Source organism: Eubacterium sp. AF36-5BH, assembly GCF_003460505.1.
GTDB lineage: Bacteria > Bacillota > Clostridia > Lachnospirales > Lachnospiraceae > Eubacterium_G.
This window is the reverse complement of record NZ_QTVG01000003.1, coordinates 199,784-224,021: the sequence shown is the minus strand read 5'-3', so window position 1 is coordinate 224,021 and position 24,238 is coordinate 199,784. Positions and strand designations below refer to the sequence as shown.

At 34.4% G+C, this 24,238-nt stretch carries 20 protein-coding genes and 1 tRNA gene; 19 read left to right on the top strand and 2 right to left on the bottom strand.

All coding sequences use genetic code 11. The features are described from left to right. Positions 1-7: 7 nt before the first annotated feature. Positions 8-631 carry a Maf family protein gene (locus tag DW006_RS03930; protein WP_117999136.1) on the bottom strand — a complete coding sequence of 208 codons (624 nt, stop codon included), beginning with the start codon at positions 629-631 and terminating at the stop codon, positions 8-10. 236 nt (positions 632-867) lie between these two features. Between DW006_RS03930 and DW006_RS03925 the strand changes: the two genes are divergently transcribed. The 9 genes from DW006_RS03925 (at position 868) to DW006_RS03885 (ending at position 13,726) form a co-directional block, all read left to right on the top strand. After that, a complete protein-coding gene (locus DW006_RS03925; RefSeq protein ID WP_117999135.1) occupies positions 868-2,307 on the top strand; it encodes a C40 family peptidase in 1,440 nt (479 codons plus the stop codon). A gap of 396 nt (positions 2,308-2,703) precedes the next feature. Next, positions 2,704-3,402: a UMP kinase gene (pyrH, locus tag DW006_RS03920; RefSeq protein WP_117999134.1), complete on the top strand. Its 699-nt coding sequence runs from the start codon at positions 2,704-2,706 to the stop codon at positions 3,400-3,402. Positions 3,403-3,455: 53 nt separating this feature from the next. Next, positions 3,456-4,010 carry a ribosome recycling factor gene (gene frr, locus DW006_RS03915; protein WP_022164961.1) on the top strand — a complete coding sequence of 185 codons (555 nt, stop codon included), beginning with the start codon at positions 3,456-3,458 and terminating at the stop codon, positions 4,008-4,010. An 85-nt stretch (positions 4,011-4,095) separates the two neighbouring features. Beyond that, positions 4,096-4,824: an isoprenyl transferase gene (locus DW006_RS03910; protein WP_278286605.1), complete on the top strand. Its 729-nt coding sequence runs from the start codon at positions 4,096-4,098 to the stop codon at positions 4,822-4,824. A 1-nt stretch (position 4,825) separates the two neighbouring features. Beyond that, positions 4,826-5,650: a phosphatidate cytidylyltransferase gene (locus DW006_RS03905; protein WP_022164959.1), complete on the top strand. Its 825-nt coding sequence runs from the start codon at positions 4,826-4,828 to the stop codon at positions 5,648-5,650. Between the two features lie 19 nt (positions 5,651-5,669). Beyond that, the gene (locus tag DW006_RS03900) at positions 5,670-6,812 is read left to right on the top strand and encodes a 1-deoxy-D-xylulose-5-phosphate reductoisomerase (protein ID WP_022164958.1); all 1,143 of its coding nucleotides are present in this window, start codon (positions 5,670-5,672) and stop codon (positions 6,810-6,812) included. Positions 6,813-6,815: 3 nt separating this feature from the next. Continuing rightward, positions 6,816-8,117 carry a site-2 protease family protein gene (locus DW006_RS03895; protein ID WP_117999132.1) on the top strand — a complete coding sequence of 434 codons (1,302 nt, stop codon included), beginning with the start codon at positions 6,816-6,818 and terminating at the stop codon, positions 8,115-8,117. Between the two features lie 28 nt (positions 8,118-8,145). After that, positions 8,146-9,201: a flavodoxin-dependent (E)-4-hydroxy-3-methylbut-2-enyl-diphosphate synthase gene (gene ispG / locus DW006_RS03890; protein ID WP_117999131.1), complete on the top strand. Its 1,056-nt coding sequence runs from the start codon at positions 8,146-8,148 to the stop codon at positions 9,199-9,201. Continuing rightward, a complete protein-coding gene (locus tag DW006_RS03885) occupies positions 9,197-13,726 on the top strand; it encodes a PolC-type DNA polymerase III (RefSeq protein WP_347475052.1) in 4,530 nt (1,509 codons plus the stop codon). Before ispG ends, DW006_RS03885 begins: the two co-directional genes overlap by 5 nt. A 497-nt stretch (positions 13,727-14,223) precedes the next feature. On the opposite strand, the gene DW006_RS03880 is transcribed toward DW006_RS03885, so the two are convergent. Then, positions 14,224-14,295: transfer RNA gene (locus tag DW006_RS03880), tRNA-Glu, on the bottom strand. Between the two features lie 72 nt (positions 14,296-14,367). Here DW006_RS03880 and DW006_RS03875 point away from each other — a divergent pair. From DW006_RS03875 to DW006_RS03830, 10 genes are all read left to right on the top strand, one after another. Beyond that, positions 14,368-15,183 carry an SDR family NAD(P)-dependent oxidoreductase gene (locus DW006_RS03875; RefSeq protein WP_022165182.1) on the top strand — a complete coding sequence of 272 codons (816 nt, stop codon included), beginning with the start codon at positions 14,368-14,370 and terminating at the stop codon, positions 15,181-15,183. Between the two features lie 311 nt (positions 15,184-15,494). Continuing rightward, on the top strand, positions 15,495-15,962 hold the full coding sequence (gene rimP, locus DW006_RS03870; protein ID WP_022165183.1) for a ribosome maturation factor RimP: 468 nt from the start codon (positions 15,495-15,497) through the stop codon (positions 15,960-15,962). A gap of 15 nt (positions 15,963-15,977) precedes the next feature. Continuing rightward, positions 15,978-17,189 carry a transcription termination factor NusA gene (gene nusA, locus DW006_RS03865; protein WP_117999129.1) on the top strand — a complete coding sequence of 404 codons (1,212 nt, stop codon included), beginning with the start codon at positions 15,978-15,980 and terminating at the stop codon, positions 17,187-17,189. Between the two features lie 38 nt (positions 17,190-17,227). Continuing rightward, the gene (locus DW006_RS03860) at positions 17,228-17,503 is read left to right on the top strand and encodes a YlxR family protein (protein WP_022165185.1); all 276 of its coding nucleotides are present in this window, start codon (positions 17,228-17,230) and stop codon (positions 17,501-17,503) included. Beyond that, positions 17,496-17,795 (top strand): ribosomal L7Ae/L30e/S12e/Gadd45 family protein, encoded by a 300-nt coding sequence (locus tag DW006_RS03855; RefSeq protein WP_022165186.1) that lies wholly within the window; start codon positions 17,496-17,498, stop codon positions 17,793-17,795. Before DW006_RS03860 ends, DW006_RS03855 begins: the two co-directional genes overlap by 8 nt. Positions 17,796-17,808: 13 nt before the next feature. Further along, positions 17,809-20,715 carry a translation initiation factor IF-2 gene (gene infB, locus DW006_RS03850; protein ID WP_117999128.1) on the top strand — a complete coding sequence of 969 codons (2,907 nt, stop codon included), beginning with the start codon at positions 17,809-17,811 and terminating at the stop codon, positions 20,713-20,715. 116 nt (positions 20,716-20,831) lie between these two features. After that, the gene (gene rbfA, locus DW006_RS03845) at positions 20,832-21,197 is read left to right on the top strand and encodes a 30S ribosome-binding factor RbfA (RefSeq protein WP_117999221.1); all 366 of its coding nucleotides are present in this window, start codon (positions 20,832-20,834) and stop codon (positions 21,195-21,197) included. A 57-nt stretch (positions 21,198-21,254) separates the two neighbouring features. After that, positions 21,255-22,202: a bifunctional oligoribonuclease/PAP phosphatase NrnA gene (locus DW006_RS03840; RefSeq protein WP_117999127.1), complete on the top strand. Its 948-nt coding sequence runs from the start codon at positions 21,255-21,257 to the stop codon at positions 22,200-22,202. A 21-nt stretch (positions 22,203-22,223) separates the two neighbouring features. Next, positions 22,224-23,132: a tRNA pseudouridine(55) synthase TruB gene (gene truB / locus DW006_RS03835; protein ID WP_117999126.1), complete on the top strand. Its 909-nt coding sequence runs from the start codon at positions 22,224-22,226 to the stop codon at positions 23,130-23,132. Between the two features lie 20 nt (positions 23,133-23,152). Continuing rightward, the gene (locus DW006_RS03830) at positions 23,153-24,058 is read left to right on the top strand and encodes a bifunctional riboflavin kinase/FAD synthetase (RefSeq protein ID WP_117999125.1); all 906 of its coding nucleotides are present in this window, start codon (positions 23,153-23,155) and stop codon (positions 24,056-24,058) included. The last annotated feature ends 180 nt before the right edge of the window (positions 24,059-24,238 follow it).

Here is a 24,238-nt window from a genome sequence, read left to right as displayed (position 1 = left end):
ATAGCTTCTAAAGCTTTTGAAGTTCGTGGTACAACTTACTAATTGGAAGCCCTACAACATTATTATAATCTCCACTGATTTCCTTAACATATACTGCAAAATTACTCTGTATACCATATCCTCCGGCTTTGTCATAACAGTCACCTGTGTTGATATAGTCGTTAATTTCCTGAGATGACATTGGATACAAATGCACCTGAGTACAATCGCTGAAAGTTATATGTCTCCTTGCCTGTGTGTCAAAATCGTACACAATAGCAGTAACACCTGTATATACCTGATGGGTATTTCCCTGAATGGAATCAATCATATTATATGCTTCATTATGATTCTTAGGCTTGCCGAGAATATTGCCGTTACTGCAAACAATTGTATCGGCTCCAGTAACCATAAGGGATAAACCACCAAAAGCCATAAGAGACAAATCTACAGATTTCAAAATCATGTTAAGAACATTGTCAGCTTTTTGAAATGACAGTTCTTCCACAACTGCCTCCGGTTCAGTTTTTGTTATAACTTCTTCCATGTTAGACGCAATTATTTCAAATTCATAACCTGCCTGCTTCATAAGCTCGCTGCGTCTTGGCGACTGAGAAGCAAGTATAATCTTGGTTTTTTCTAAATTAATCATAAAAAGAGTATAACACAAATCGAATGAATGTTCACCATTAAAAATAAAAAATAAAAATTTTATGAAAACTGTTGAATATATTAGAAAACGTTATTATATTAGTAGATAGTGATTAATAGTATGGATAAAATAACGGATTTTTATAATAAATCTAAAAAAGATGATGGCAATAGAGTTAATTAACATAGGTCGTTTTCACCCATTTAAAAAGAGAGGTGAAAATTGATTTTTTTGTGATGAAATTATATAAAAAATGGGAAGTAGAAATAAAGAGAATGAATTTTATAAAAGAAAAAATAAATAAATTAAGTTTTGATAAGAAAACTGTAATAAAAGCAGTTGGTATTTTGGTGGTGTTTGCAGTTGCGATTGGAACAATTGTATTAATTGGGCATAATGGAAAAACAACGTCAAGTAAGGAAGTTCAAACAACAACAACACAGGCAGAAGTAGCTAAAACAAAAAAAGTGACTAAGACTAAGAAAACTAAAACAAAAAAGAAACAACCACTATATGGCAAAAAATATAAAAAATTAAAAATTGTTAGAGTTTACGATGATAAATCTTTCGAAGAGATAGATGATATTGATGACGATATAGCAGAAGTTTACAAGGATAAATCCATGGCAAGCGATGAGGCAGGAGTTGCTCTTGAAGGATGCGTTGTAAAGGTCGTAGAATCAGGTAAAGAGTGGACTAAAATCAAGTCAGGTAAAGTAGAAGGCTACATTGAGAGCAAGTATGTTGTAAAGGGAAAAGAAGCTAAAAAAGTGCTACTTAGAACAGAGCATGTAATTGCAAAAATAAAGTCAGAAAACGTAGCTATAAGAAAAGACGGCAACAAGAAGGCAGCATCAATAGGTGTGGCTTACAAAAAGACAGAATATCCTATTGTTGAAATTAGCAAAAATGAAAAATGGGTAAAAATAAAAAGGTCTGAAGCAGTAACAGGGTGGATTCCGGCAGGACAAATGACTTTGAAGGTACAAAAAGAAAAAGTATATACTTCTGAGGAGTATGATGAGATGGTAGATACCCAGTGGACTGGTGGTATTGTTGGTTATAGTCTGGCCGAAAAAGATTTGCCTAAAAAAGGTGAAGCAAGGGACTTGATAAAGTATGCTTCAAAATTCCTTGGAAACAGATACGTTTGGGGTGGTACAAGCTTAACAAGAGGCGCTGACTGTTCAGGATTTGTACAGTCTGTTTTTAGAAAGTTCGGTCGTTATCTTAACAGAACAGCAGCAGAACAGGCAAAAAACGGAAGCGCAGTCTCATTAAACAAATTAAAGTCCGGAGATTTGGTTTTTTATCACACAGACAAAAGAGATAAAAACAGAATCAGTCATGTGGCAATTTATATTGGAAATGGAAAAGTAATACATTCCGCCAATAGAAAAGTCGGTATGGTAATTAGTGCGGTAGGAAGTCCATGTGCAGCAAGAAGAATTTTAACAGCGGAGAATCTAAAGTTAAAATCAAAAAAAGAAGTGGAGACAAAAAAAGCTAAAAAGAAAAAAGAAACTAAACATAAAAGTAAGGATAAGACAAAGGAAGAGCAAACCACAAAAGCTCAACCTGAAACAAAAAATCCTGAAACGGAAACAAAGAATACAGAGTCTGAAACAACAAAAGAAATTGAGACAACAATAGAAGAAAACAGTAGTGAAATTTAACTCACTACTGTCTTTTTAAACGCTCTTTTAATCTGTCTAAAAATTCCTTTGAGGCACCGCTAAATATTTGATATCTTTTCCATATAATTGAAAGATTAAGTGTGGTTTCCGGTTCCAGTGGGACAAAACAAAGATTATTAAAATGTATAATCCATATCATAGAGCGCCTGAACAGAAATTTGTAGAAGCGATAAACAAATATATAGAAAATCAACCTAAAAAATCTGCGTTGAAAGAGTATATATTAATCTTTATTTTTTACTTGATATATGGTATTCTAATTCTAGGTTTTGACTAAAATCGGTTATAAATAAAGAAAGGAATGTAAATGCAAAATTTATTTTGTGTTTACGTCTTTTATTTGTGTAAATACTAATAAAGGACTAGGTGAGAAGAATGAATAGAGTTTTACTTAAATTAAGTGGTGAAGCTTTGGCAGGAGATAAGAAGACAGGTTTTGATGAAGAAACCTGTGTGGCTGTTGCAAAGCAGGTAAAGGTTATAGTAGATAAAGGGGTTCAGGTTGCAATTGTTATCGGTGGTGGTAACTTTTGGAGAGGACGTACAAGCAATAAGATTGACAGACCAAAGGCAGACGGGATTGGTATGTTGGCAACAATTATGAATTGCATGTATGTTTCTGAAATATTTAGAACAGAAGGTATGGATACTAATGTATATACACCGTTCTTATGTGGAACTTGGACAAAACTTTTCTCAAAAGATGAAGCTGTTGCAGATTTAAATGCAGGTAAGGTTGTATTTTTTGCAGGCGGTACAGGACATCCATATTTTTCAACAGATATGACTATGGTCCTTCGTGCAATTGAAATTGAAGCAGATTGTATTTTAGGAGCTAAGGCAATTGACGGAGTTTATGACAGTGATCCTGCAGTTAATCCTAATGCAAAGAAATATGATGAATTACCTATTTCAAAGATTGTTGACGACAGACTTGGTGTAATTGATTTAGCTGCAAGTGTTCTTGCAATGGAAAACAAAATGCCAATGTTATTGTTTGGTCTCAACGAAGAAGACAGTATTAATAAAGCAGTTTCAGGCGAAAAGATTGGTACAAAAATTACAGTAGAATAAGAATATTGCAGATTAAGATATTTAAGAAAAAACTTTTAAGGAGATTATTTATTATGGAAGAATTATTAATGACTTACGAAGAAAAAATGGAGAAGTCTTTAAAAAATTTGGATGACGAATTTGGAGCAATTAGAGCAGGTAGAGCTAATCCAAGAGTGTTAGACAGAATTACAGTTGATTACTACGGAGCACCTACACCACTTCAGCAGGTAGGTAACATATCCGTACCGGAAGCAAGAGTAATTGCCATTAAGCCATTTGATCCTTCAATTTTAGGTGATATTGAACACGCACTTATGGCATCAGACATTGGTATTACACCAACTAATGATGGAACAGTTATCAGACTTGTATATCCTGAATTAACAGAAGAGAGAAGAAAAGAACTTGCAAAGGATATTAAGAAAAAAGGCGAAAATGCAAAAGTTGCAATCAGAAACATAAGAAGAGATGCAATTGATGCAATTAAGAAAAAAGGAAAAGAAGATTCAATTTCAGAAGATGAAATTAAGGGATATGAAGATGATGTTCAAAAGAGCACAGATGCATATGTAAAGAAGATTGATGATGCAATTGATGCTAAGTCAAAAGAAATCATGACAGTTTAATTTTGAATTAATGACAAAGAGGAAACGGTGCGTTTCCTCTATTTTCAGTTATTGAAAGAACTTATAAATGAGTAAGGAGACCGGGATGGCAGAGAAAATTGATTTAACAGGAATGAACATTCCAAATCATGTTGCCATTATTCTTGATGGAAATGGCAGATGGGCAAAAAAGAGATTTTTACCTAGAAAAGCAGGACATGCCGCAGGTGCAAGAACAGTAGAAAAAATACTCGAAGATGCACATGATATTGGTATTAAATATATAACAATGTATGCTTTTTCAACAGAGAATTGGAACAGACCACAGGATGAAGTGGATGCACTTATGAAACTTCTTAGAAAGTATTTATCGGACTGTATAGAAAGAGCAAATAAGAATAATATGCGTTGTATGGTTATTGGCGATAAAACAAGATTAGATGACGATATTGTTGCCAAAATCAATGAATTAGAAGAGTGTTCAAAATATAATGATGGCATAACATTTATTATTGCACTTAATTATGGTAGCAGAGACGAAATAAGAAGAGCTACAACAAAGATGGCAATGGACTGTAAGGAAGGAAAGTTAAATCCTGAGGATATAACAGAAGATACAATTAGCAGTTATTTAGACACAAGAGGAATTCCTGATCCTGATTTGTTGATTAGAACAAGTGGAGAAATCAGATTATCTAATTATTTATTGTGGCAGTTAGCATATACAGAATTTTATTTTACAGATGTATTATGGCCTGATTTCAACAAAGAAGAACTAAAGAAAGCAATAGTAAAATACAATCAGCGTGACAGACGTTTTGGAGGAGTTAAGTAAAATGGTTTTAAGTAAATTTGCAAATAAATCTTTTTTTACAAGATTAATTAGTGGCATTGTTTTAGTTGCACTTATTCTTGTGACAATTATACCGGGAGGAAACATTTTATTTTTCTTTAATATGTTTTTGTCAGTTGCAGCTTTGTATGAATTGTATAAAGTGTTAGGCTTGGAAAATAAACTACCGGGTATTACAGGATATATTGCGTTAATAGTTTATTATGCGTTGATTTACATAGGAAAAGAAGATTATGTAATTACATTACTTGTTGTATTTTTAATTTGCTTATTGGCAGAATATGTATTTATGTTTCCTAAATATAAAACAGAGGAAATTTCAAATGCAATAATGTGTATGTTATATGGCGGAATACTATTGTCATATATTTATTTAGTGAGAAATGGAGAAAACGGAACTTATTTAGTTTGGTTGATTTTCTTATGCTCATGGGCAAGTGACACATGTGCGTATGTTGCAGGCGTAGCTTTTGGAAAACATAAGATGGCACCGGTTTTAAGCCCTAAAAAGTCAGTTGAGGGTGCTGTTGGCGGTGTAGTTGGAGCAGCGGCGTTAGGTGCAATTTATGCAGCAGTATTTTCAGATAAAATTAACTTAAGTATTAATCCTGTAATTGCGTGTGCAATTATATGTGCCATAGGTGCATTAATTTCTATGATTGGCGATTTGGCAGCGTCAGCAATTAAGCGTAATCATGATATCAAGGATTACGGAAAATTAATTCCGGGACATGGCGGAATTATGGATAGATTTGACAGTGTTATTTATGTGGCACCAATTATTTGGATATTAATACAATTGTTTTAAATTTTTAGAGGAAAGATAAATGAAGAATATTTCAATTTTAGGCTCTACAGGTTCAATAGGAACACAGACTTTAGATATAGTTAGAGCAAATGATGATTTAAACGTTGTGGCAATTGCTGCAGGCTCAAATATTAAAGCGTTAGAAGAGCAGGTTAGGGAATTCAATCCTGAATTGGTTTGCGTCTATAACGAGGAAGCAGCGAAGAATTTAAAAACAGCCATAAATGATACTAATACAAAAGTAGTAACAGGCATGGATGGCTTGATAGAGGCGGCTACAATAAAAAGTGCCGAAATAGTAGTAACGGCATTTGTTGGCATGATTGGAATAAGACCAACATTAGAGGCAATTAAGGCAAAGAAGGATATTGCACTAGCTAACAAGGAAACTCTTGTTACAGCAGGTCATTTGGTAATGAAGGCTGCAAAAGATAATGGTGTTAAAATATTGCCGGTTGACAGTGAACACAGTGCAATTTTTCAGTCATTAAACGGAGAAAATCCAAAGGAAATTGATAAGATTTTATTAACAGCATCAGGTGGACCATTTAGAGGCTACACAAGAGAACAGATGAAAAATGTTAAAGTTGAGGATGCCTTAAAACATCCAAATTGGTCTATGGGACAAAAAATAACCATCGACTCTGCTACAATGGTTAATAAAGGACTTGAAGTAATTGAGGCAAAATGGTTATTTAACGTGGACATTGACAATGTAAAACCAATAGTTCAACCACAGAGTATTATACACTCCATGGTGCAGTTTAAGGATGGGGCAGTTATAGCGCAACTAGGAACTCCTGATATGAGGCTTCCAATTCAGTATGCATTATACTATCCTGAAAGAAGATATTTATCAGGTGACAGACTGGACTTTGCAAAAATTGGTCAGATAACTTTTGAGGAACCTGACTTAAATAATTTTGTTGGTCTAAAAATGGCTTTTGAAGCAGGTAGAATCGGTGGCTCAATGCCAACAGTATTTAATGCAGCAAATGAAAAGGCAGTTGCAAAGTTTTTAAACAGGGAAATTAGTTTTCTGGAAATAACAGACATAATACAATACTGTATGGAAAATCACAAAGCACTTGAGAATCCGACAGTAGAACAAATATTAGAAATAGAGGGATGGGCTTATGAACTCATTGAGAAAAGGTGGTAATTAATGGAGACAGCAATCAGTATAATTATAGCATTAATAATTTTTGGCTTATTAGTTTTAATACATGAATTTGGTCATTTTATTGTGGCAAAGAAAAACGGTGTATTTGTAAATGAATTTTCAGTAGGTATGGGACCTAGAATTTTAAGTAAAGTTGCAAAAAGCGGCACAAGATATTCCTTAAAGATTTTACCTTTAGGTGGTTCCTGTGCAATGCTTGGAGAAGATGAAGATAACGAAGAGGAAGGCTCTTTTAATTCAAAATCAATCTGGGCGAGAATGGCAATAGTATTTGCAGGTCCGTTTTTTAATTTCATATTAGCTCTTTTACTTGCGTTTATTGTAATAGGAGCAAAGGGTGCGGATGTATCATATGTTACAAATGTTGACAAGGCGTCACCGGCGTATGAAGCAGGACTTAGACAGGGAGACAGAATCGTTAAGTATAATGGCGCTCATGCAACACTTGGAAGAGAAATATACTTAGAAGATTATGTTAATCCATTAAACGGTGACGACATAACAGTATCTTTTGTTAGAAATGGTGAGACAAAGACAATTAAGTATTCACCTGAAATTGAAAAAAGATATATAGTAGGTATGCAGTATGCACCAAGCGATGCAGAAGCTGAAATAACTCAGGTAACAAGAGGTTCAGCGTTCTTTAAGGCGGGCGTTCAGGCAGGAGACGTAGTTACTGAAATTGACGGCACTGCAATCAAAACAGGCAATGACATAAACGATTATTTAACAGAGCATCCTTTTGGTGAAAATGAAGTTAAGATTACTTTGGACAGAAAAGGAAAAACTGTAAATGTAACTGTTAAACCTATAATGACAAAGATTGCAAGCAGGGGCTTTGATTACAACATTGGAAGAGAAAAACAGTCTATAGGCGGCGTAATCAAGTACAGCTTTACAGATGTAAGATACGAAATAGCAACAGTTTTAAAGAGCTTAAAAATGTTAGTTACAGGAAAGGTATCAGCAAACGAAATTTCCGGACCTGTTGGTATTGTTAATGTAATTGGCAATACTTATTCAACAGCTAAGTCTCAGGGAACAACTGTAACTATTTTATCCTTGATTAATTTGGCAATAATGTTAAGTGCCAACTTAGGTGTAATGAATTTATTACCATTACCTGCATTAGACGGTGGAAGATTATTCTTATATATTATTGAGGTTATCACTAGGAAGAAGATTCCAAAGGATAAGGAAGGTATGATACATTTCATTGGATTTATTTTATTAATGGCATTAATGGTATTTTTATTATTTAATGATATTAGAAAATTAATTTAAATTATGATTTATCGGATAGGTGAAGATTATGTATAGAGATAATACGAAAGTAATTAGAATTGGAAATAAAGTTATTGGTGGAGGAAATCCAATAATGATTCAGTCAATGACTAACACAAAGACTGAAGATGTGGAAGCTACAGTAGCTCAAATAAAAGAATTAGAGGCTAGTGGATGTGATATTATCAGATGTGCGGTTCCAACAATGGAAGCTGCTAAGGCAATTGCGGAAATTAAAAAGCAGATTTCAATACCACTTGTAGCAGATATACATTTTGATTATAGGCTTGCCATTGCTGCCATGGAAAACGGAGCTGACAAGATTCGTATTAATCCGGGAAACATTGGCTCTGTAGACAAGGTTAAGGCTGTAGTGGAAGTGGCTAAGGCGAAAAATATTCCTATTAGAGTTGGTGTAAACAGTGGCTCGTTAGAAAAAGATATTTTAGAAAAATATGGTAAGGTTACAGCGGAAGGTTTAGTTGAAAGCGCTTTAGACAAAGTAAAAACAATCGAAGATTTAGGTTATGATAATCTTGTTATCAGTATTAAATCTTCTGATGTAATGATGTGTGTTAAAGCCCATGAATTAATAGCTACAAAGACTAATTATCCACTACATGTTGGAATTACAGAATCAGGAACAGTTACATCAGGAAATATTAAGTCAGCCATAGGACTGGGCCTTATTTTAAATCAGGGAATTGGCGATACAATCAGAGTATCCCTTACTGATAATCCGGTTGAGGAAATTGCCAGTGCCAAACTTATTTTAAAAACATTAGGTTTAAGAAAAGGTGGCATATCAGTTGTTTCATGTCCTACTTGTGGTAGAACTCAAATTGATTTAATTGGTTTGGCAAAACAAGTGGAAAAAATGGTGTCAAAGTATGACTTAGACATTAAAGTTGCTGTAATGGGATGTGTGGTTAATGGACCCGGTGAGGCAAGAGAAGCTGATCTTGGAATAGCAGGAGGAAAAGGAGAAGGTCTTTTGATTAAAAAGGGCGAAATAGTAAAGAGAGTTCCTGAAAACGAATTATTAAACACACTGGAAAAGGAATTAAAAAACTGGAGGAATTAAATTGGCAAAAAAGAACTTTTTAGAAGTTTTTGATAATCTTCAGTTAAATGATGAATTACGAGGTATTTTAGAATTAGTAGATATAACGAGAATTGTTACTAATACAGAACATACCAAAATAAGAATCTATATTGAAAGCAGCAGACTTATTGAAAAGTCTGCTATTTTCAAAATTAGGGAAGAATTAGCAAGAACTTTAAGAACAGGCAAAAAGATAGGTATAGAAATTATAGAGAAATATTATTTGTCTGCTCAGTATACAACGGAAAACTTATTTGAAATATATAAGGATAGTATTGTGCTTGAATTAAATGAACATAGTCCCATAATTGCTACTATGTTAAAGAAGGCACCAACATCCTTTGATGAGAAAGGCAGACTGGTTATTAATCTGGAATCAAGTATTATTTCGGAAGCCAGAATGAAAACTTTAAAGGATACAATTGAGAGAATTTTTAGAGACAGATTTAGTATGCCTTTAGAAGTTAAAATCAAAAAGCATGCCATTGACGGAAATAGATACGCTAAACGAAACGCTAAACGTTTGAAAAATGAAGTGGATGTTCTTTTAAGCAAAAATGAAGAGAAGCAACCGGAGGAAGCAAAGAAGGTAGAAGAGAGACCTAAAAGACTTAAAAAGGCTACATATTCAGATAATCCTGAAGTGGCATACGGAAGAGACTTTAAATTTGATTCAGACACAGCCTTATGTGATGTGTTTGAGGGAACAGGCGAGTGTGTGGTTAAAGGTCAGGTTATGACCATGGATGACAGAGAATTAAGATCAGGAAAATACCTTGTCAGCTTAGAGATAACAGATTTCACAGATAGTATTGCAGTAAAGATTTTCTTAGGAGATGAAAATGCCAAGAAGGAATTTACTTCAAAGGTAAAAAAGAATACTTTTGTAAGAATCAAAGGTGTTGCGATGTATGACACCTATGACAGACAGGTGGAAATCAGCCGTGTGGATGGTATGAAGGTTATACAGCCGTTTTCAACTGAAAAGAGAAAAGATACTGCAGTGGAAAAAAGAGTGGAACTTCATTGTCATACCAAAATGAGTGATATGGATGGTGTAAGTAACTGTAGCGATTTAGTAAGACGTGCTTATGAATGGGGACATAGAGCGATTGCCATAACAGACCATGGCGTAGTACAGGCATTTCCCGATGCCTGGCATGAGTATTGTGACATTAAGAAGGAATGTTCAAAGGTAGGAAAAGATTGTGACTTTAAGGTAATATATGGTGTTGAAGCTTATCTGGTAGATGACTTGAAAGATATGATTGTTAATCCCAGAGGTCAGAGCTTAGATGACACATACGTTGTATTCGACTTGGAAACAACAGGATTTAGTGCAAAAAGTGACAGGATTATTGAAATTGGAGCTGTAAAGGTACAAAATGGAAAAATAATTGACCGTTTTAGTACATTTGTTAATCCTGAAATACCTATACCTCTTAGAATTGAAAAATTAACAAGTATTAATGACAATATGGTTATTGATGCTCCTAAGATAGAAGAAATTTTACCTTCATTTATGGAATTTTGCGAAGGCTCAGTAATGGTTGCCCACAATGCAGACTTTGACATGAGTTTTATTGCAGCTAATTGCGAGAGAATTGGCTTGCCATGTGATTTTACAATCGTTGATACAGTTGCAATGTCAAGATATTTGATTATAGGACTTGGAAAATACAAATTAGACAGAGTTGCCAAGGCATTGGGAATTGTTCTTGAAAATCACCATAGAGCTGTAGATGATGCAGAGTGTACAGCTCTTATTTTCCTAAAACTTTGTAAGATGTTAAAGGATAAAGGAATTAATAATCTTGATGAAGTAAACAAAGAAGGAAAAAAGTCAGACAATCTTATAAATAAGCTTCCTGCACATCACGCAATTATTTTGGTTAAAAACCAGACAGGAAGAGTTAATTTATATAAGTTAGTATCTATTTCCCATATAGATACTTTTGCCAACAAAAGACCACGTATATTAAAAAGTGATTATTTAAAATACAGCGAAGGTCTGATGATTGGAAGTGCCTGTGAGGCAGGTGAATTATATCAGGCTATATTACATGGAAGAACTCAGCAGGAAATTGCAAGGTTAGCAGAATTTTATGATTATTTTGAAATTCAACCTTTAGGCAACAATGAGTTTATGTTAAAAACAGGTAATCCTGATATAGATAATAAGAAAAAATTCTTAGTTGATTCAAGGGAAGAACTAAGAGAGATTAACAGGAAGATAATTGAACTGGGAAGAAAATTTAATAAAATAACAGTTGCTACATGTGATGTTCATTTTATGGATCCGGAAGATGAAATTTATCGTAGAATCATACAGTATGGCAACGGATTTAAAGATGCAGATAATCAGGCACCTTTATATTTGAGAACAACAGATGAGATGCTTGGCGAGTTTGATTATTTGGGTAGTGATTTAGCAGAAGAAGTTGTAATTACAAATCCAAACAAGATTGCAGATATGATAGAAAATATTTCACCAATTCATCCTGATAAATGTCCACCGGTTCTTGATAATTCGGAAGAAAACCTGAGAAATATCTGTTTCCAAAAAGCTCATGAAATTTACGGCGAAGATTTACCGAAAATTGTTGAAGATAGATTGGAAATTGAACTGGATTCTATTATTGGTAACGGTTATGCGGTTATGTACATTATGGCTCAGCGATTAGTTTGGAAATCAAATGAAGATGGATATTTGGTAGGTTCAAGAGGATCTGTTGGTTCATCTTTTGCAGCTACAATGTCAGGTATTACAGAATGTAATCCTTTAGCCCCGCACTATTATTGTGAGAAGTGCAAAAGTTCATTTTTTGAGGATGAGTACAGAGCACCTGAAGGGACACCTATAGATGAAATTAAAAAGATTCAGGCAACAATTAAAGAGGAAAGAGCAGAGGGTGGTCTTGGATTTGACTTGCCTGATGCAGTATGTCCACACTGTGGAGAAAAACTTCATAAGGATGGCTTGGAAATTCCTTTTGAAACATTCCTTGGATTTGGTGGTACAAAGGAACCGGATATCGACCTTAACTTCTCCGGTGAATACCAGGGAAATGCACATGCGTATACAGAAGTTATGTTTGGTAAGGGCCACACATTTAGAGCGGGAACATACGCAGGTGTAGCCGAGAAAACTGCATTTGGTTATGTGAAAAATTATTACGATGACCATAACGAGATTAAGCGTACTGCGGAAATTGACAGAATAGCAAGAGGCTGTACAGGAATCCGTAGAAGTACAGGTCAGCATCCTGGTGGAATTGTTATTGTTCCAAGGGATAAGGAAATATATGAATTTACGCCAATACAGAAACCAGCTAACGATATGACGGTAGATACAATAACTACTCATTTTGAATACCATGCAATTGATGCAAACCTGTTAAAGTTAGATATTCTCGGACATGATGATCCAACAATGATTCGTCGACTTGAAAAACTAACAAACACTAATGTTCAAACGGATGTGCCTTTTGATGACAAAAATGTAATGTCATTATTCCTTGGCCCTGAGGCTTTAGGAATTACAAGCGATGACATTGACGGCTGTCCAACAGGTTCCCTTGGTTTACCTGAACTGGGAACAGATTTCGTTATTCAAATGTTAGTAGATACTAAACCTACAAAAATTGCCGATTTAGTTAGACTTGCAGGCTTGTCTCATGGTACTGACGTGTGGCTGGGTAATGCACAGACACTTATTCAGGAAGGCAAGTGTACAATTTCTACTGCTATATGTACTAGAGATGATATTATGGTTTACCTAATGGATAAAGGTATAGAGCCACAGGTAAGTTTTGATATTATGGAACATGTTAGAAAGGGTAGAGGTCTTCTTACTTTTACAGACAAGGAAACAGGAGAAGACAGGAAGGAAGAAGATGTAATGCGTGAACATAATGTACCTGAATGGTATATTTGGTCATGTAAAAAGATTAAGTATATGTTCCCTAAGGCACATGCGGCTGCTTACATTATGATGGCTTTACGTGTTGCCTGGTACAAGGTGTATCACCCATTGGCATATTATGCAGCATATTTTGGAATTCGAGCAAAAGCTTTTGACTATGAAACAATGTGTCAGGGAAAAGAAAAACTTGAATACTTTATGGCAGATTTAAAACGTAAGAAGAATAATCATGAAGCATCTAAGAAAGATGAAGATTCTTTAGGTGACATGAAGATTGTTCAGGAAATGTATGCAAGAGGATTTGAGTTCTTACCGTTGGATATTTATACTGCAAAGGCTCATGAGTTCCAGATAATAGATGGTAAGTTAATGCCTAGCTTGGATTCTATTGAAGGACTTGGAGAAAAAGCGGCAGATGCTTTAGTAGAAGCAGTTGGAAATCAGAATGGACCATTTGTTTCTAAAAATGATTTAAGACAGAAAAGTAAGTTAAGTAAAACAGTAATAGATACAATGTCAGATTTGGGATTGTTAGAAGGAATGCCTGAAGACAGTCAGTTGTCTATTTTTGATTTTTAATTTTATGAGTTTCAAATTTCAAATTTAATTTTGAATTATAAATTTAAATTTAATTTTAAGTTTGAAATTTGAAATTTTGAATTTTTATAAAATAAAAGACAAAGAAAAAGCACTGCATACCGAATGTTCGGTAGCAGTGCTAACTAAAAGGAAAATACATCTTTTAAAAAAGATGTAAAATGAAAAAAATAAAAATAATAATAAAACAAAAAGAAAAATAACTCATATGGGAATCGAACCCAATTATTAACTAAGACCACTCGAGCTAACAATGAATATTATATCACAAAATTGTTATAAGTAAAGAAAAAATTACAAAAATATTGCTAAATTTTACAATTATTGCAAGTGCTATAACATTTGTATCAAAATTGAAAAAATCGTGTTGCTTTATACATTGCAAAATGCAACGGAAAATATCACACGAAATATCACACGAAATATCACACGAATAGTTTTAAATACAAGAAAAGCCCTTAAAATAAGGGCATAAAAAACAGCTCGTACGGGAATTGAACCCGTGATTCCGCCTTGAGAGGGCGGCGTCTTAACCACTTGACCAACGAGCCTGAAAAATGTTACTGTATTATTATAAACAGCAAAAGGGATTTTTGCAAGTGATTTTTGAAAGGATTTAATTTATGGACTGGATATACGGAAAAACAATTCTTATAACAGGGGCATCCTCAGGATTAGGAAGAGCCATGACGCTACAGCTAATCAGAGAGCATGGATGTATGGTTTTAGGAATTGGACAATCTGAAGAAAAAATGAAAAGTTTAATAGAAGAACTGTCTTATTTAAGAGATCAGTTTAAATATTGGATTTTTGACGTGAGCCAGGAAGAAAATTGGAATACATTTAGAGAAGAACTTACTTATAATAATATAAACGTTGATTTGCTAATTAATAATGCAGGTATGTTATTACCTTTTGAGAAGTCAGTTAATTATACGGAAGAGCAGGTTAAGAGATGCATGGACGTTAATTTTAACAGTTGCAGATATTCCATTAACGCAATGCTACCTATATTAAGAAAGTCCACTATGGCAGGGATTGTTAATGTATCAAGTTCAGGAGCGCTTGCACCTTTAGTTGGAACAGGTGTCTATAGTGCAAGCAAAGCCGCAGTTAAAGCTTATACAGAAACTTTAATAGGGGAACTTGGAAGAGAAATGTACATAGGATATGTGTGTCCGGGATTTATAATGACAGACATATTTAGAAGTCAATATTACAAGACAGAAAGCAAGTTGATGAAAATTATTGCAAATAATGTTGATAAAGTTGCTGCAAAGATTATAAAAAAGATAATAAAACAGAAAAATAGAATAATAGTAGGAAAAGATGCAAAGTTTATGAACTTTACTTCAAAATTCTTTCCGGTATTAGGGTTAAAATTTTATGAGCAGTTTATCAAACATACAAAAATAGATATTTTTGAAAATGTAAGATAGTAGTCAGATAAGATTGCACAATATTAAAGTTAAGAATAAATATTATAATTTTAACAGATATAAAAGTTGGAATCAATGAAGGCAGCTGAAAGTTGCAGATGAATTTTACAATGAAAGTTACGATTTTTACAGGGGTTGACAGGAAAATAATAACGTCGTATACTATGTAGTGAATATTGACTAGCGTAGAAGGAGCGAACCGCAAAGGTTCGCTCTTTGTTATGTAGTTAAATTTTTCAAAGAACATTAGAAAATGTTCTTTATAATAAAAGATACTAACAAACACAGCAAAGTCAAATAAGGAGGTTAAGGTGTCTAGAAAAGAAGAATACGAAGCAAAGACAGAAGCACTACTGTTACCCATTGTTGAAGAAAAAGGGTATGAAATGGTAGATGTGGAATATGTTAAAGAAGGAAGCAACTGGTATTTAAGAGCTTTTATTGATAAGCCGGGTGGAATCACAATTAATGATTTAGAAGGCGTAAGCCGTAAGTTAAGTGATTTACTTGACGAAGAAGACTTTATTAGCGATGCTTACATATTAGAAGTAAGTTCACCAGGACTTGGTCGCCCACTGAAAAAAGACAGAGATTTTGACAGAAGTATTGGCGAGGAAATTGAAGTACATTTATATAGAAGCCTTAACGGAAACAAACAGTATGTAGGTTTATTGAAATCTTATGACAAGGATACAATTACTATAGAAGATGAAGATGGAAGTGAGATTGCTCTTGATAGAGTGAATGTTTCACTTGTTAGATTAACTATTGATTTTTAGGAGGATATTGGAAAGATGAACAATGAATTAATTGCAGCATTAGACGTGTTGGAAAAGGAAAAAGGTATTAGCAAGGAGTCTTTATTTGAAGCTATTGAAAGTAACTTGGTAGTTGCTTACAAGAACAACTTTAATAAAGCAGATAACGTAGCAGTAACAATGGATAGAGAAACAGGTGATTTCCATATTTATTCTCAGAAAGAAGTAGTTGAAGAAGTTATGGATCCTGTATGTGAAATCTCATTGGAAGATGCAAGAAATATTAAGGCATCATACGACATTGGAGATTCAGTTAATGTAGAAATTCAGTCAAAGGATTTTGGTCGTATTGCTACACAGAGTGCTAAGAATGGTATTTTACAGAAGATTAGAGAAGAAGAAAGAAAGAGTCTCTATGAAGAATATTATGAAAAGCAGGATGATATTATTACAGGTACAGTTCAGAGAATTAACGGAAAGAACATTAGCGTAAACATTGGAAAAATCGATACTGTATTAATGGAAAAAGAACAGTCTAAGGGAGAATACTTTAGACCAAATGATAAAATTAAATTATATATTACTGAAGTAAAAGATAATGGTAGAGGACCTAGAATTAATGTTTCAAGAACTCATCCGGGACTTGTTAAGAGATTATTCGAACAGGAAGTAACAGAAATTCAGGACGGAACAGTTGAAATTAAGAGCATTGCAAGAGAAGCAGGTTCAAGAACAAAGATGGCTGTTTGGTCAAATAATGAAGCAGTTGATCCTGTTGGAGCTTGTGTAGGTATTAACGGCGCAAGAGTAAATGCAGTAGTTGAAGAATTACAGGATGAAAAAATCGATATCATTAACTGGAGTGAAAACCCAGCTATCTTAATTGAAAATGCATTAAGCCCATCAAAAGTTATTGCAGTTTTAGCAGATCCTGATAATAAGGAAGCTTTAGTTGTAGTTCCTGATTTACAGTTATCATTAGCAATTGGTAAAGAAGGACAGAATGCAAGACTTGCAGCTAAGCTTACAGGTTTTAAGATTGATATTAAGAGTGAGTCACAGGCAAAAGAAGAAGGCATTCAGTATGTTTTCGATGAAGATGATTATTATGATGATGACGAGTATTATGATGGAGAGTATTACGATGACGAATACTACGACGGAGAATATTACGATGATGAATATGATGAAGAAAGCGAAGAAGCTGATTCAGTAGAAGAAGCATCAGAGGAATCAACAGAAGAATAGTAACTGATGGCTTCAATTAGAACATAGGAGATTATGGCATGGGGCAGAATAGAAAAATACCAATGCGAACATGTATTGGTTGCAGACAGTCAAAGGAAAAAAAAGAGCTAATAAGAATTGTTAGAGACAAGGAAAACAACGTTTTTGTTGACTTAACAGGAAAACAAAACGGTAGAGGTGCATATATATGTGAAGATGTGCATTGTTTGGAAAAAGCCATGAAAACAAAAGCTTTGGAAAAAACATTAAAGGTATCCGTTGACAGTGAAATTTTTGAAAAATTAAAAGAACAGTTAGGAGATACAAATGAATAAAGTTTTTTCAATGATAGGCTTGGCAACCAGGGCTGGAAAAACTGTTGCAGGTGAATTTTCTGTAGAAAAAGCGGTAAAACAAAAGAAGGCATGGTTGGTTATTGTCTCAGAGGAAGCTTCAGATAATACAAAGAAACTGTTTTTTAACAAGTGCAAATATTATAAGATTCCATGTTTTGTTTACGGAAGTAAGCAGGAATTAGGCGAGGCAACTGGAAATGACAGTCGTGCGTCAATAGCCATAACGGACAGAGGATTTAGTGAAACCATCAACAGATTGTTAGAAAGTTAGACGGAGGTAGTATATGTCAAAGATGAGAGTACATGAATTGGCCAAAGAATTAGATATAAAAAGTTCAGAGATTATAGAAGTGCTTGGAGAAAAAGGAATTGATGTAAAAGCTCAAAGTTCAATTGACGAAGCTTCAATTGAAATTGTGAAAAAGAAGTTCCATTCAGCAAAATCTGAAAATAAAAAAGAAGAAAAGGCAAAACCTAGAGTTTTAATTACAAGCAAAGGTGTTGTTAAGACAGGTGAAAGAAGAAGACGTAGACATAGTAGTGATGGAGAGCATAAACATCGTTCGAAACATTCTTCTGAAGTAAAAGAAGAAGTAAAGGAAAATGTTAAGCCTAACGAAACAGTTGAAAAGGCAGTTGAAGAAAAGACAACTCCAAAAGATACAACTGTTCAGGCTAAAGAAACTACTCCTAAGGCAGAAGAAAAGAAACCTGTAGAAGTAAAAGAAGTGGCAAAAGAAGTGGTAAAGGAACCTGTAAAGGAACCTGTAAAAGAGGTGGAAAACAAAGAAAATAAAATTCAAGAGGTAAATACTACGGAAAAAATGGCACAGAGAGAAACAAAACCGGCTGATAATAAACAACAGCCTAAGGAAAACAATAATAACAGACAGGTAAACAACAACAGACAGCAGAGAGATAATCGTTCAAACGACAATAGAAATAACGATAGAAACGATAATAGAAACAACGACAGAAATAACAACAGAAACGATAACAGAAACAACAATAGAAATAACAACAGAAATAACGGAAGATATAACAACGATAGAAACAATGACAGAAATAACGACAGAAACAATGGAAATCGTAAAGACAACCGTAATTTCAACAAAGACCGTAACGGAAATGGCAGAAATGACAACAGAAACAACAACGGAAACAGAAACAATGACAGAGGCAATTTCAGAAACGGAAATAATGGCAACAGACCAAACAATGATAGAGGCGGCTTTAGAAGAAATGACAGAAATGATGCCCCATCAGAACCAATTCAGGATAAGAACAGAAAGAATAGAGAAAACAAAATCCGCCAGGATAGACAGGAACGTAATAAGAAAAATTACGAAGATGGCAGAAGAGGTAAGAATGGCAAGAAGGGTGATTTCTCTAAACCTACATTAGAAAAGCCAAAGAAGAAGGAAGAAAAGAAAGAAGAAATTAAGATTATTCAGGTTCCTGAAGCTATTACAATTGGCGAGTTAGCAGAAAAGATGAAGATGACAGCATCAACACTTATTAAGAAGTTATTCTTAGAAGGAAAGATGGTTACTGTTAACACAGAAATTGATTTTGACAGTGCAGAAGAAATCGCTTTAGGATATGACATCATGTGCGAAAAAGAAGAAAAAGTAGACATGATTGAAGAACTTCTTAAAGAAGATGAAGAAGATGAATCACTTATGGTTAAACGTCCACCTGTAGTTTGTGTTATGGGACACGTAGACCATGGTAAAACATCACTTCTTGATGCAATTAGAGAAACAAATGTAATTTCAGGTGAAGCAGGTGGTATTACACAGCATATCGGTGCTTCAGTTGTAAAAATTAATGACCAGACAATTACATTCCTTGATACACCGGGACATGAAGCATTTACATCAATGCGTATGCGTGGCGCACAGTCTACAGATATTGCAATCTTAGTTGTAGCTGCTGATGATGGTGTTATGCCACAGACTGTAGAAGCTATTAACCATGCTAAGGCTGCAGGAATTGAAATAATTGTTGCAATTAACAAGATTGATAAGCCGGGTGCAAATATTGAGAGAGTTAAGCAGGGACTTGCTGAACATGAATTATTAGCATCTGACTGGGGCGGAGACGTGGAAATGGTTCCTGTTTCAGCTCACACAAGAGAAGGTATTGACGATCTTCTTGAAATGGTACTTTTACAGGCTGACGTATTAGAATTAAAGGCTAATCCAAACCGTCAGGCAAGAGGTATTGTTATTGAAGCAAAACTTGACAAAGGTAAAGGTCCTGTAGCTACAGTTTTAGTACAGAAAGGTACTTTAAAAGTAGGTGCACATATTGCAGCAGGAGCTAACCATGGTAAAGTTAGAGCCATGACAGATGATAAGGGAAATAGAATTAAGACTGCCGGTCCTTCAACACCTGTTGAAATTTTAGGTCTTAGCGGAGTTCCAAACGCAGGTGAAGTTTTCGTTTCAACAGAAACAGCTTCAGAAGCAAAAGACTTTGCTAACACATTCGTTGAAGACAGCAAGGCAAAACTTATGGAATCTAATAAATTTAGAATTTCTCTTGATGATCTTAACTCACAGATTGAAGCCGGTGAATTAAAAGAACTTAACATTATCGTTAAGGCTGACGTTCAGGGTTCAGTTGAAGCAGTTAAGCAGAGCTTACTTAAACTTTCAAATGATGAAGTTGAAGTTAAGATTATCCATGGTGGTGTTGGTGCAATTAACGAATCAGACGTTATTTTAGCATCTACATCAAATGCAATTATTTTAGGATTTAACGTAAAACCTGACACACAGGCTGAAATTACAGCAAACAATGAAAATGTTGATTTAAGACTTTACTCTGTAATTTACAATGCTATTGAAGACATTGAAAGAGCCATGAAGGGTATGCTTGAGCCAATTTATGAAGAAAAAGTTATTGGTCATGCAGAAATCCGTCAGATATTTAAGGCATCTGGTGTTGGTAACATCGGTGGTTCTTACGTATTAGACGGCTTTATGCAGAGAGGCTGTTCAGCTAGAATTACAAGAGACGGAAAGCAGATTTTCGAAGGTCCTGTTGCATCACTTAAGAGATACAAAGATGATGTTAAGGAAGTAAAAGCAGGTTACGAATGCGGTCTTGTATTTGAAGGCTTTAACGAAATTGCTGAATTAGATCAGGTAGAAGCTTACATTATGGTAGAAGTTCCAAGATAGGTTTTGATATCAGGCATAAAATAGGTCTAAACAAAATTGGTATGGCTTATTTTATGAAAAATGGATATTTTATATAGTGTATGACAATCTTTTGTATAAAGAAAGTTGGAATGATTATGAGAAAAAATAGTATTAAGAATACAAGAATAAATGGTGAAGTTCAAAGAGAACTTAGTAATATCATACGTGAGTTGAAAGACCCACGTGTTGGTATTATGACTACCGTTACAGGAGTTGAAGTTGCCCCTGACTTAAAAACATGCAAGGCATATATTAGCGTGTTAGGAGATGAGCAGGCAAAAGCCGACACAATGGCTGGTTTAAAAAGTGCAGCAGGTTTTATTAGAAGAGAACTTGCGAGAACTGTAAATTTAAGAAATACTCCTGAAATTAGATTTATTATGGATGAATCTATTGAGTACGGTATGAAAATGTCAAAAATTATTGATGACATGAAAGCTAAGGAACAGTCAGAAGAATAGGATTTAATGAAAGTGTTTCGAAAGTCCATATTTGAATGACTTGTAATGGAGAATTAAATGAAAAAAATTAATGAAATTATTGGTGATGCTAAAACAATTGGTATTGCCGGTCATATAAGACCTGACGGCGATTGCGTTGGGTCTTGTATGGCGTTATATAACTATTTAAAGAAAAACAGACCTGATTTAACAGTTCAGGTTTATCTTGAAAGTGTTGATGATAAATTTAAAATAATCAAAAATACAGAGGATATTTCAACAGAAGGCTATGATGGAACAGTCTATGATTTGTTTATATCATTAGATACAGCAAGTCTTGACAGATTAGGACAAAATCAGGGCTTTTTTGATAATGCAAAAAGAACAGCCTGTATCGACCATCATAAAAGTAATCCGGCTTATGGTGACTACAACTATATTTTGCCTGATGCAAGTTCTGCCAGCGAAGTGTTATATGATTTGTTAGATAATGAATTGTTTGACAAAGACATTGCAGAGCCAATGTATATGGGAATCGCCCATGATTCAGGTGTTTTCAGATTTCAGTCTACATCACCTAAGACTATGAGAATAGCCGCAAACATGATTGAACATGGTGTTGAAGTAAATGAAATTTTAGAAGAAACTTTCTTCAGAAAAACATATAAACAGATGATGGTTACTGCAAAAATCCAAAGTGAAGCAGTTTTAACTATGGATGGCAAATGCATTTATGGTTTCTGTACAAATGAAACCATGGAAGAATACGGCGTAACAAAAAGTGATTTAGATGCTGTAATTGGAGCAATACGAAATGTAGACGGCGTAGAAGTTGCTTTGTTTGTATATCAGCTTGATGAAAATAAGTTTAAAGCAAGTCTTCGTTCAAAAAGATATGTAGATGTAAGTGAAATTGCTGTATCCTTTGGCGGCGGCGGTCACGTTAGAGCTGCCGGATTTGATATTGAAGGAAGCTTGGAAGATGTTATTGAAAAAGTGTTGAAGAAAATCAATAACGTTATTTAATAAAAAGTAAAGAGTGAAGTTATGATTAGTGGAGTTATAAATGTATACAAAGAGCCTGGGTTTACATCCCACGATGTAGTTGCCAAGCTCAGAGGTATATTAAAGCAAAAAAAGATAGGACATATGGGAACTCTCGATCCTAATGCAGTTGGAGTTTTACCGGTGTGTTTAGGCAAGGCAACCAAGTTGTGCGATATTTTATCAGAAAAAGATAAAACTTACGAAGCAACATTGTTACTTGGAACAGAAACAAACACACAGGATACAACAGGAGAAGTTTTAAGTCAGGCAAGTGAAGAGGACTTAAAAAAATTAACTGAGGATCAGGTATTTAAAACCGTAAAAGGCTATATTGGAGAATATGACCAGATTCCACCGATGTTTTCAGCTATAAAAATTGGTGGGGAAAAATTATATAATCTGGCAAGAAGAGGCGAAGTAATTGAACGCCCACCAAGACATTGTAAAATTATTGACATTACAGTAACAAGTATGGAATTGCCAAGAGTTAATATGCATGTTACCTGTTCAAAAGGAACATACATAAGAACACTGTGTTATGACATAGGTAAGGACTTAGGTGTTGGCGGTTGCATGGAGCATTTGGTAAGAAGCAGAGTAGATAGATTTAAAGTAGAGGACTCAATTACTCTTTCTCAAATTGAAGAATTTAGAGATAATGGAACCTTGAAAGATTACATTGTACCTGCAGACGAAATGCTTGATATGTATTCAAAGTGCATGGTATCAGAGAGTGCGGAAAAATTAGTATACAATGGAAACATATTTACATCAGGAAATACTCTTCTTAAAATGAACCATAAAGAAGGTCAGACTGTAAGAGTATATACACATGATGGAAAATTTATAGGCTTATACATGTTTATTGCAGATAAGCAGATTTATAAACCAATAAAGATGTTTTTGTAAATTCGAAAATAGGAGAAGATATGCAGTGTATATCTATTGATGATAATATAAAATTAAAAAATACAATAGTTACAATTGGAAAATTTGACGGTATACATAAAGGCCATGAAAAGCTATTAGATGAGATAACAAAAAATGCTAATGGCAGACAGAAAGTTGTGTTGACTTTTGAGACATCACCAAAAGCTTTTTTGGATAATAATGCCAACAAAACAATTGTAACAGACAGCGAAAAGCAAATGCTTTGTCACAGCCATGGAATTGATGTATACATGAAAATGCCAATGAAAAAGGAATTTTTAGCATTGACTCCTGACCAATTTGTAAAAGAAATTTTAAAGGACAAAATAGGTGCTACAACAATAGTATGTGGGCCTGATTTTACATTTGGCACAAAAGCATTAGGAAATGTACAATTTCTGAAAGATAATCAGAAAAAATATGGCTACAATCTGATAGTTGTAGAAAAAGAGCAATATCATAACAAAGACATAAGCAGTACAGCCATTCGAGAAAAAATAGTGGAAGGCAAAATGCAGGAAGTTAATGATATGCTAAACCATCCATACACAATTATTGGAAAAGTTGAAGAAGGGAAAAAACTAGGAAGGCAAATAGGACTTCCAACAGCAAACATAATTCCAGAAAAAACAAAACTTTTACCACCAAAAGGAGTGTACAAAACAGTTGTAAATGTAGAAGGAAAACGCTTTGCATCAATAACAAACATCGGAGTAAATCCAACAGTGGAAAGTGGAAACCAAATAAAAGTAGAAACACACATTCTAGACTACAAAGAATACATTTACAATGAAATCGTCCAGGTAGAGTTTTACGAGTTCGTCCGCCCGGAAAGAACATTTCCAAACTTAGAAGAACTAAAAATTCAAATCGAAAAAGATATAGAATATTGTAAAAAAATATAAAGCTTTTGAATAATCGCTCCCTCAGGGGCGTATAAAAATAGAGTGTTTTAAACATGTCGCATTTCTATCTGCGCTGCGCCGCATATTAACAATCGCTACCGATAACTCAACCGCTTCGCGGTTTCAGACAATCTCTCGCGATTGTAGCTATGCTCGCTTCCATAGACGAAATGCTTCCTA

Bases quoted from the DNA above. Each gene is read 5' to 3' on its own strand.
- DW006_RS03930 (WP_117999136.1), bottom strand. From the start codon at position 631: ATGATTAATTTAGAAAAAACCAAGATTATACTTGCTTCTCAGTCGCCA.
- DW006_RS03925 (WP_117999135.1), top strand. From the start codon at position 868: ATGAAATTATATAAAAAATGGGAAGTAGAAATAAAGAGAATGAATTTT.
- pyrH (WP_117999134.1), top strand. From the start codon at position 2,704: ATGAATAGAGTTTTACTTAAATTAAGTGGTGAAGCTTTGGCAGGAGAT.
- frr (WP_022164961.1), top strand. From the start codon at position 3,456: ATGGAAGAATTATTAATGACTTACGAAGAAAAAATGGAGAAGTCTTTA.
- DW006_RS03910 (WP_278286605.1), top strand. From the start codon at position 4,096: ATGGCAGAGAAAATTGATTTAACAGGAATGAACATTCCAAATCATGTT.
- DW006_RS03905 (WP_022164959.1), top strand. From the start codon at position 4,826: ATGGTTTTAAGTAAATTTGCAAATAAATCTTTTTTTACAAGATTAATT.
- DW006_RS03900 (WP_022164958.1), top strand. From the start codon at position 5,670: ATGAAGAATATTTCAATTTTAGGCTCTACAGGTTCAATAGGAACACAG.
- DW006_RS03895 (WP_117999132.1), top strand. From the start codon at position 6,816: ATGGAGACAGCAATCAGTATAATTATAGCATTAATAATTTTTGGCTTA.
- ispG (WP_117999131.1), top strand. From the start codon at position 8,146: ATGTATAGAGATAATACGAAAGTAATTAGAATTGGAAATAAAGTTATT.
- DW006_RS03875 (WP_022165182.1), top strand. From the start codon at position 14,368: ATGGACTGGATATACGGAAAAACAATTCTTATAACAGGGGCATCCTCA.
- nusA (WP_117999129.1), top strand. From the start codon at position 15,978: ATGAACAATGAATTAATTGCAGCATTAGACGTGTTGGAAAAGGAAAAA.
- DW006_RS03860 (WP_022165185.1), top strand. From the start codon at position 17,228: ATGGGGCAGAATAGAAAAATACCAATGCGAACATGTATTGGTTGCAGA.
- DW006_RS03855 (WP_022165186.1), top strand. From the start codon at position 17,496: ATGAATAAAGTTTTTTCAATGATAGGCTTGGCAACCAGGGCTGGAAAA.
- infB (WP_117999128.1), top strand. From the start codon at position 17,809: ATGTCAAAGATGAGAGTACATGAATTGGCCAAAGAATTAGATATAAAA.
- rbfA (WP_117999221.1), top strand. From the start codon at position 20,832: ATGAGAAAAAATAGTATTAAGAATACAAGAATAAATGGTGAAGTTCAA.
- DW006_RS03840 (WP_117999127.1), top strand. From the start codon at position 21,255: ATGAAAAAAATTAATGAAATTATTGGTGATGCTAAAACAATTGGTATT.
- truB (WP_117999126.1), top strand. From the start codon at position 22,224: ATGATTAGTGGAGTTATAAATGTATACAAAGAGCCTGGGTTTACATCC.
- DW006_RS03830 (WP_117999125.1), top strand. From the start codon at position 23,153: ATGCAGTGTATATCTATTGATGATAATATAAAATTAAAAAATACAATA.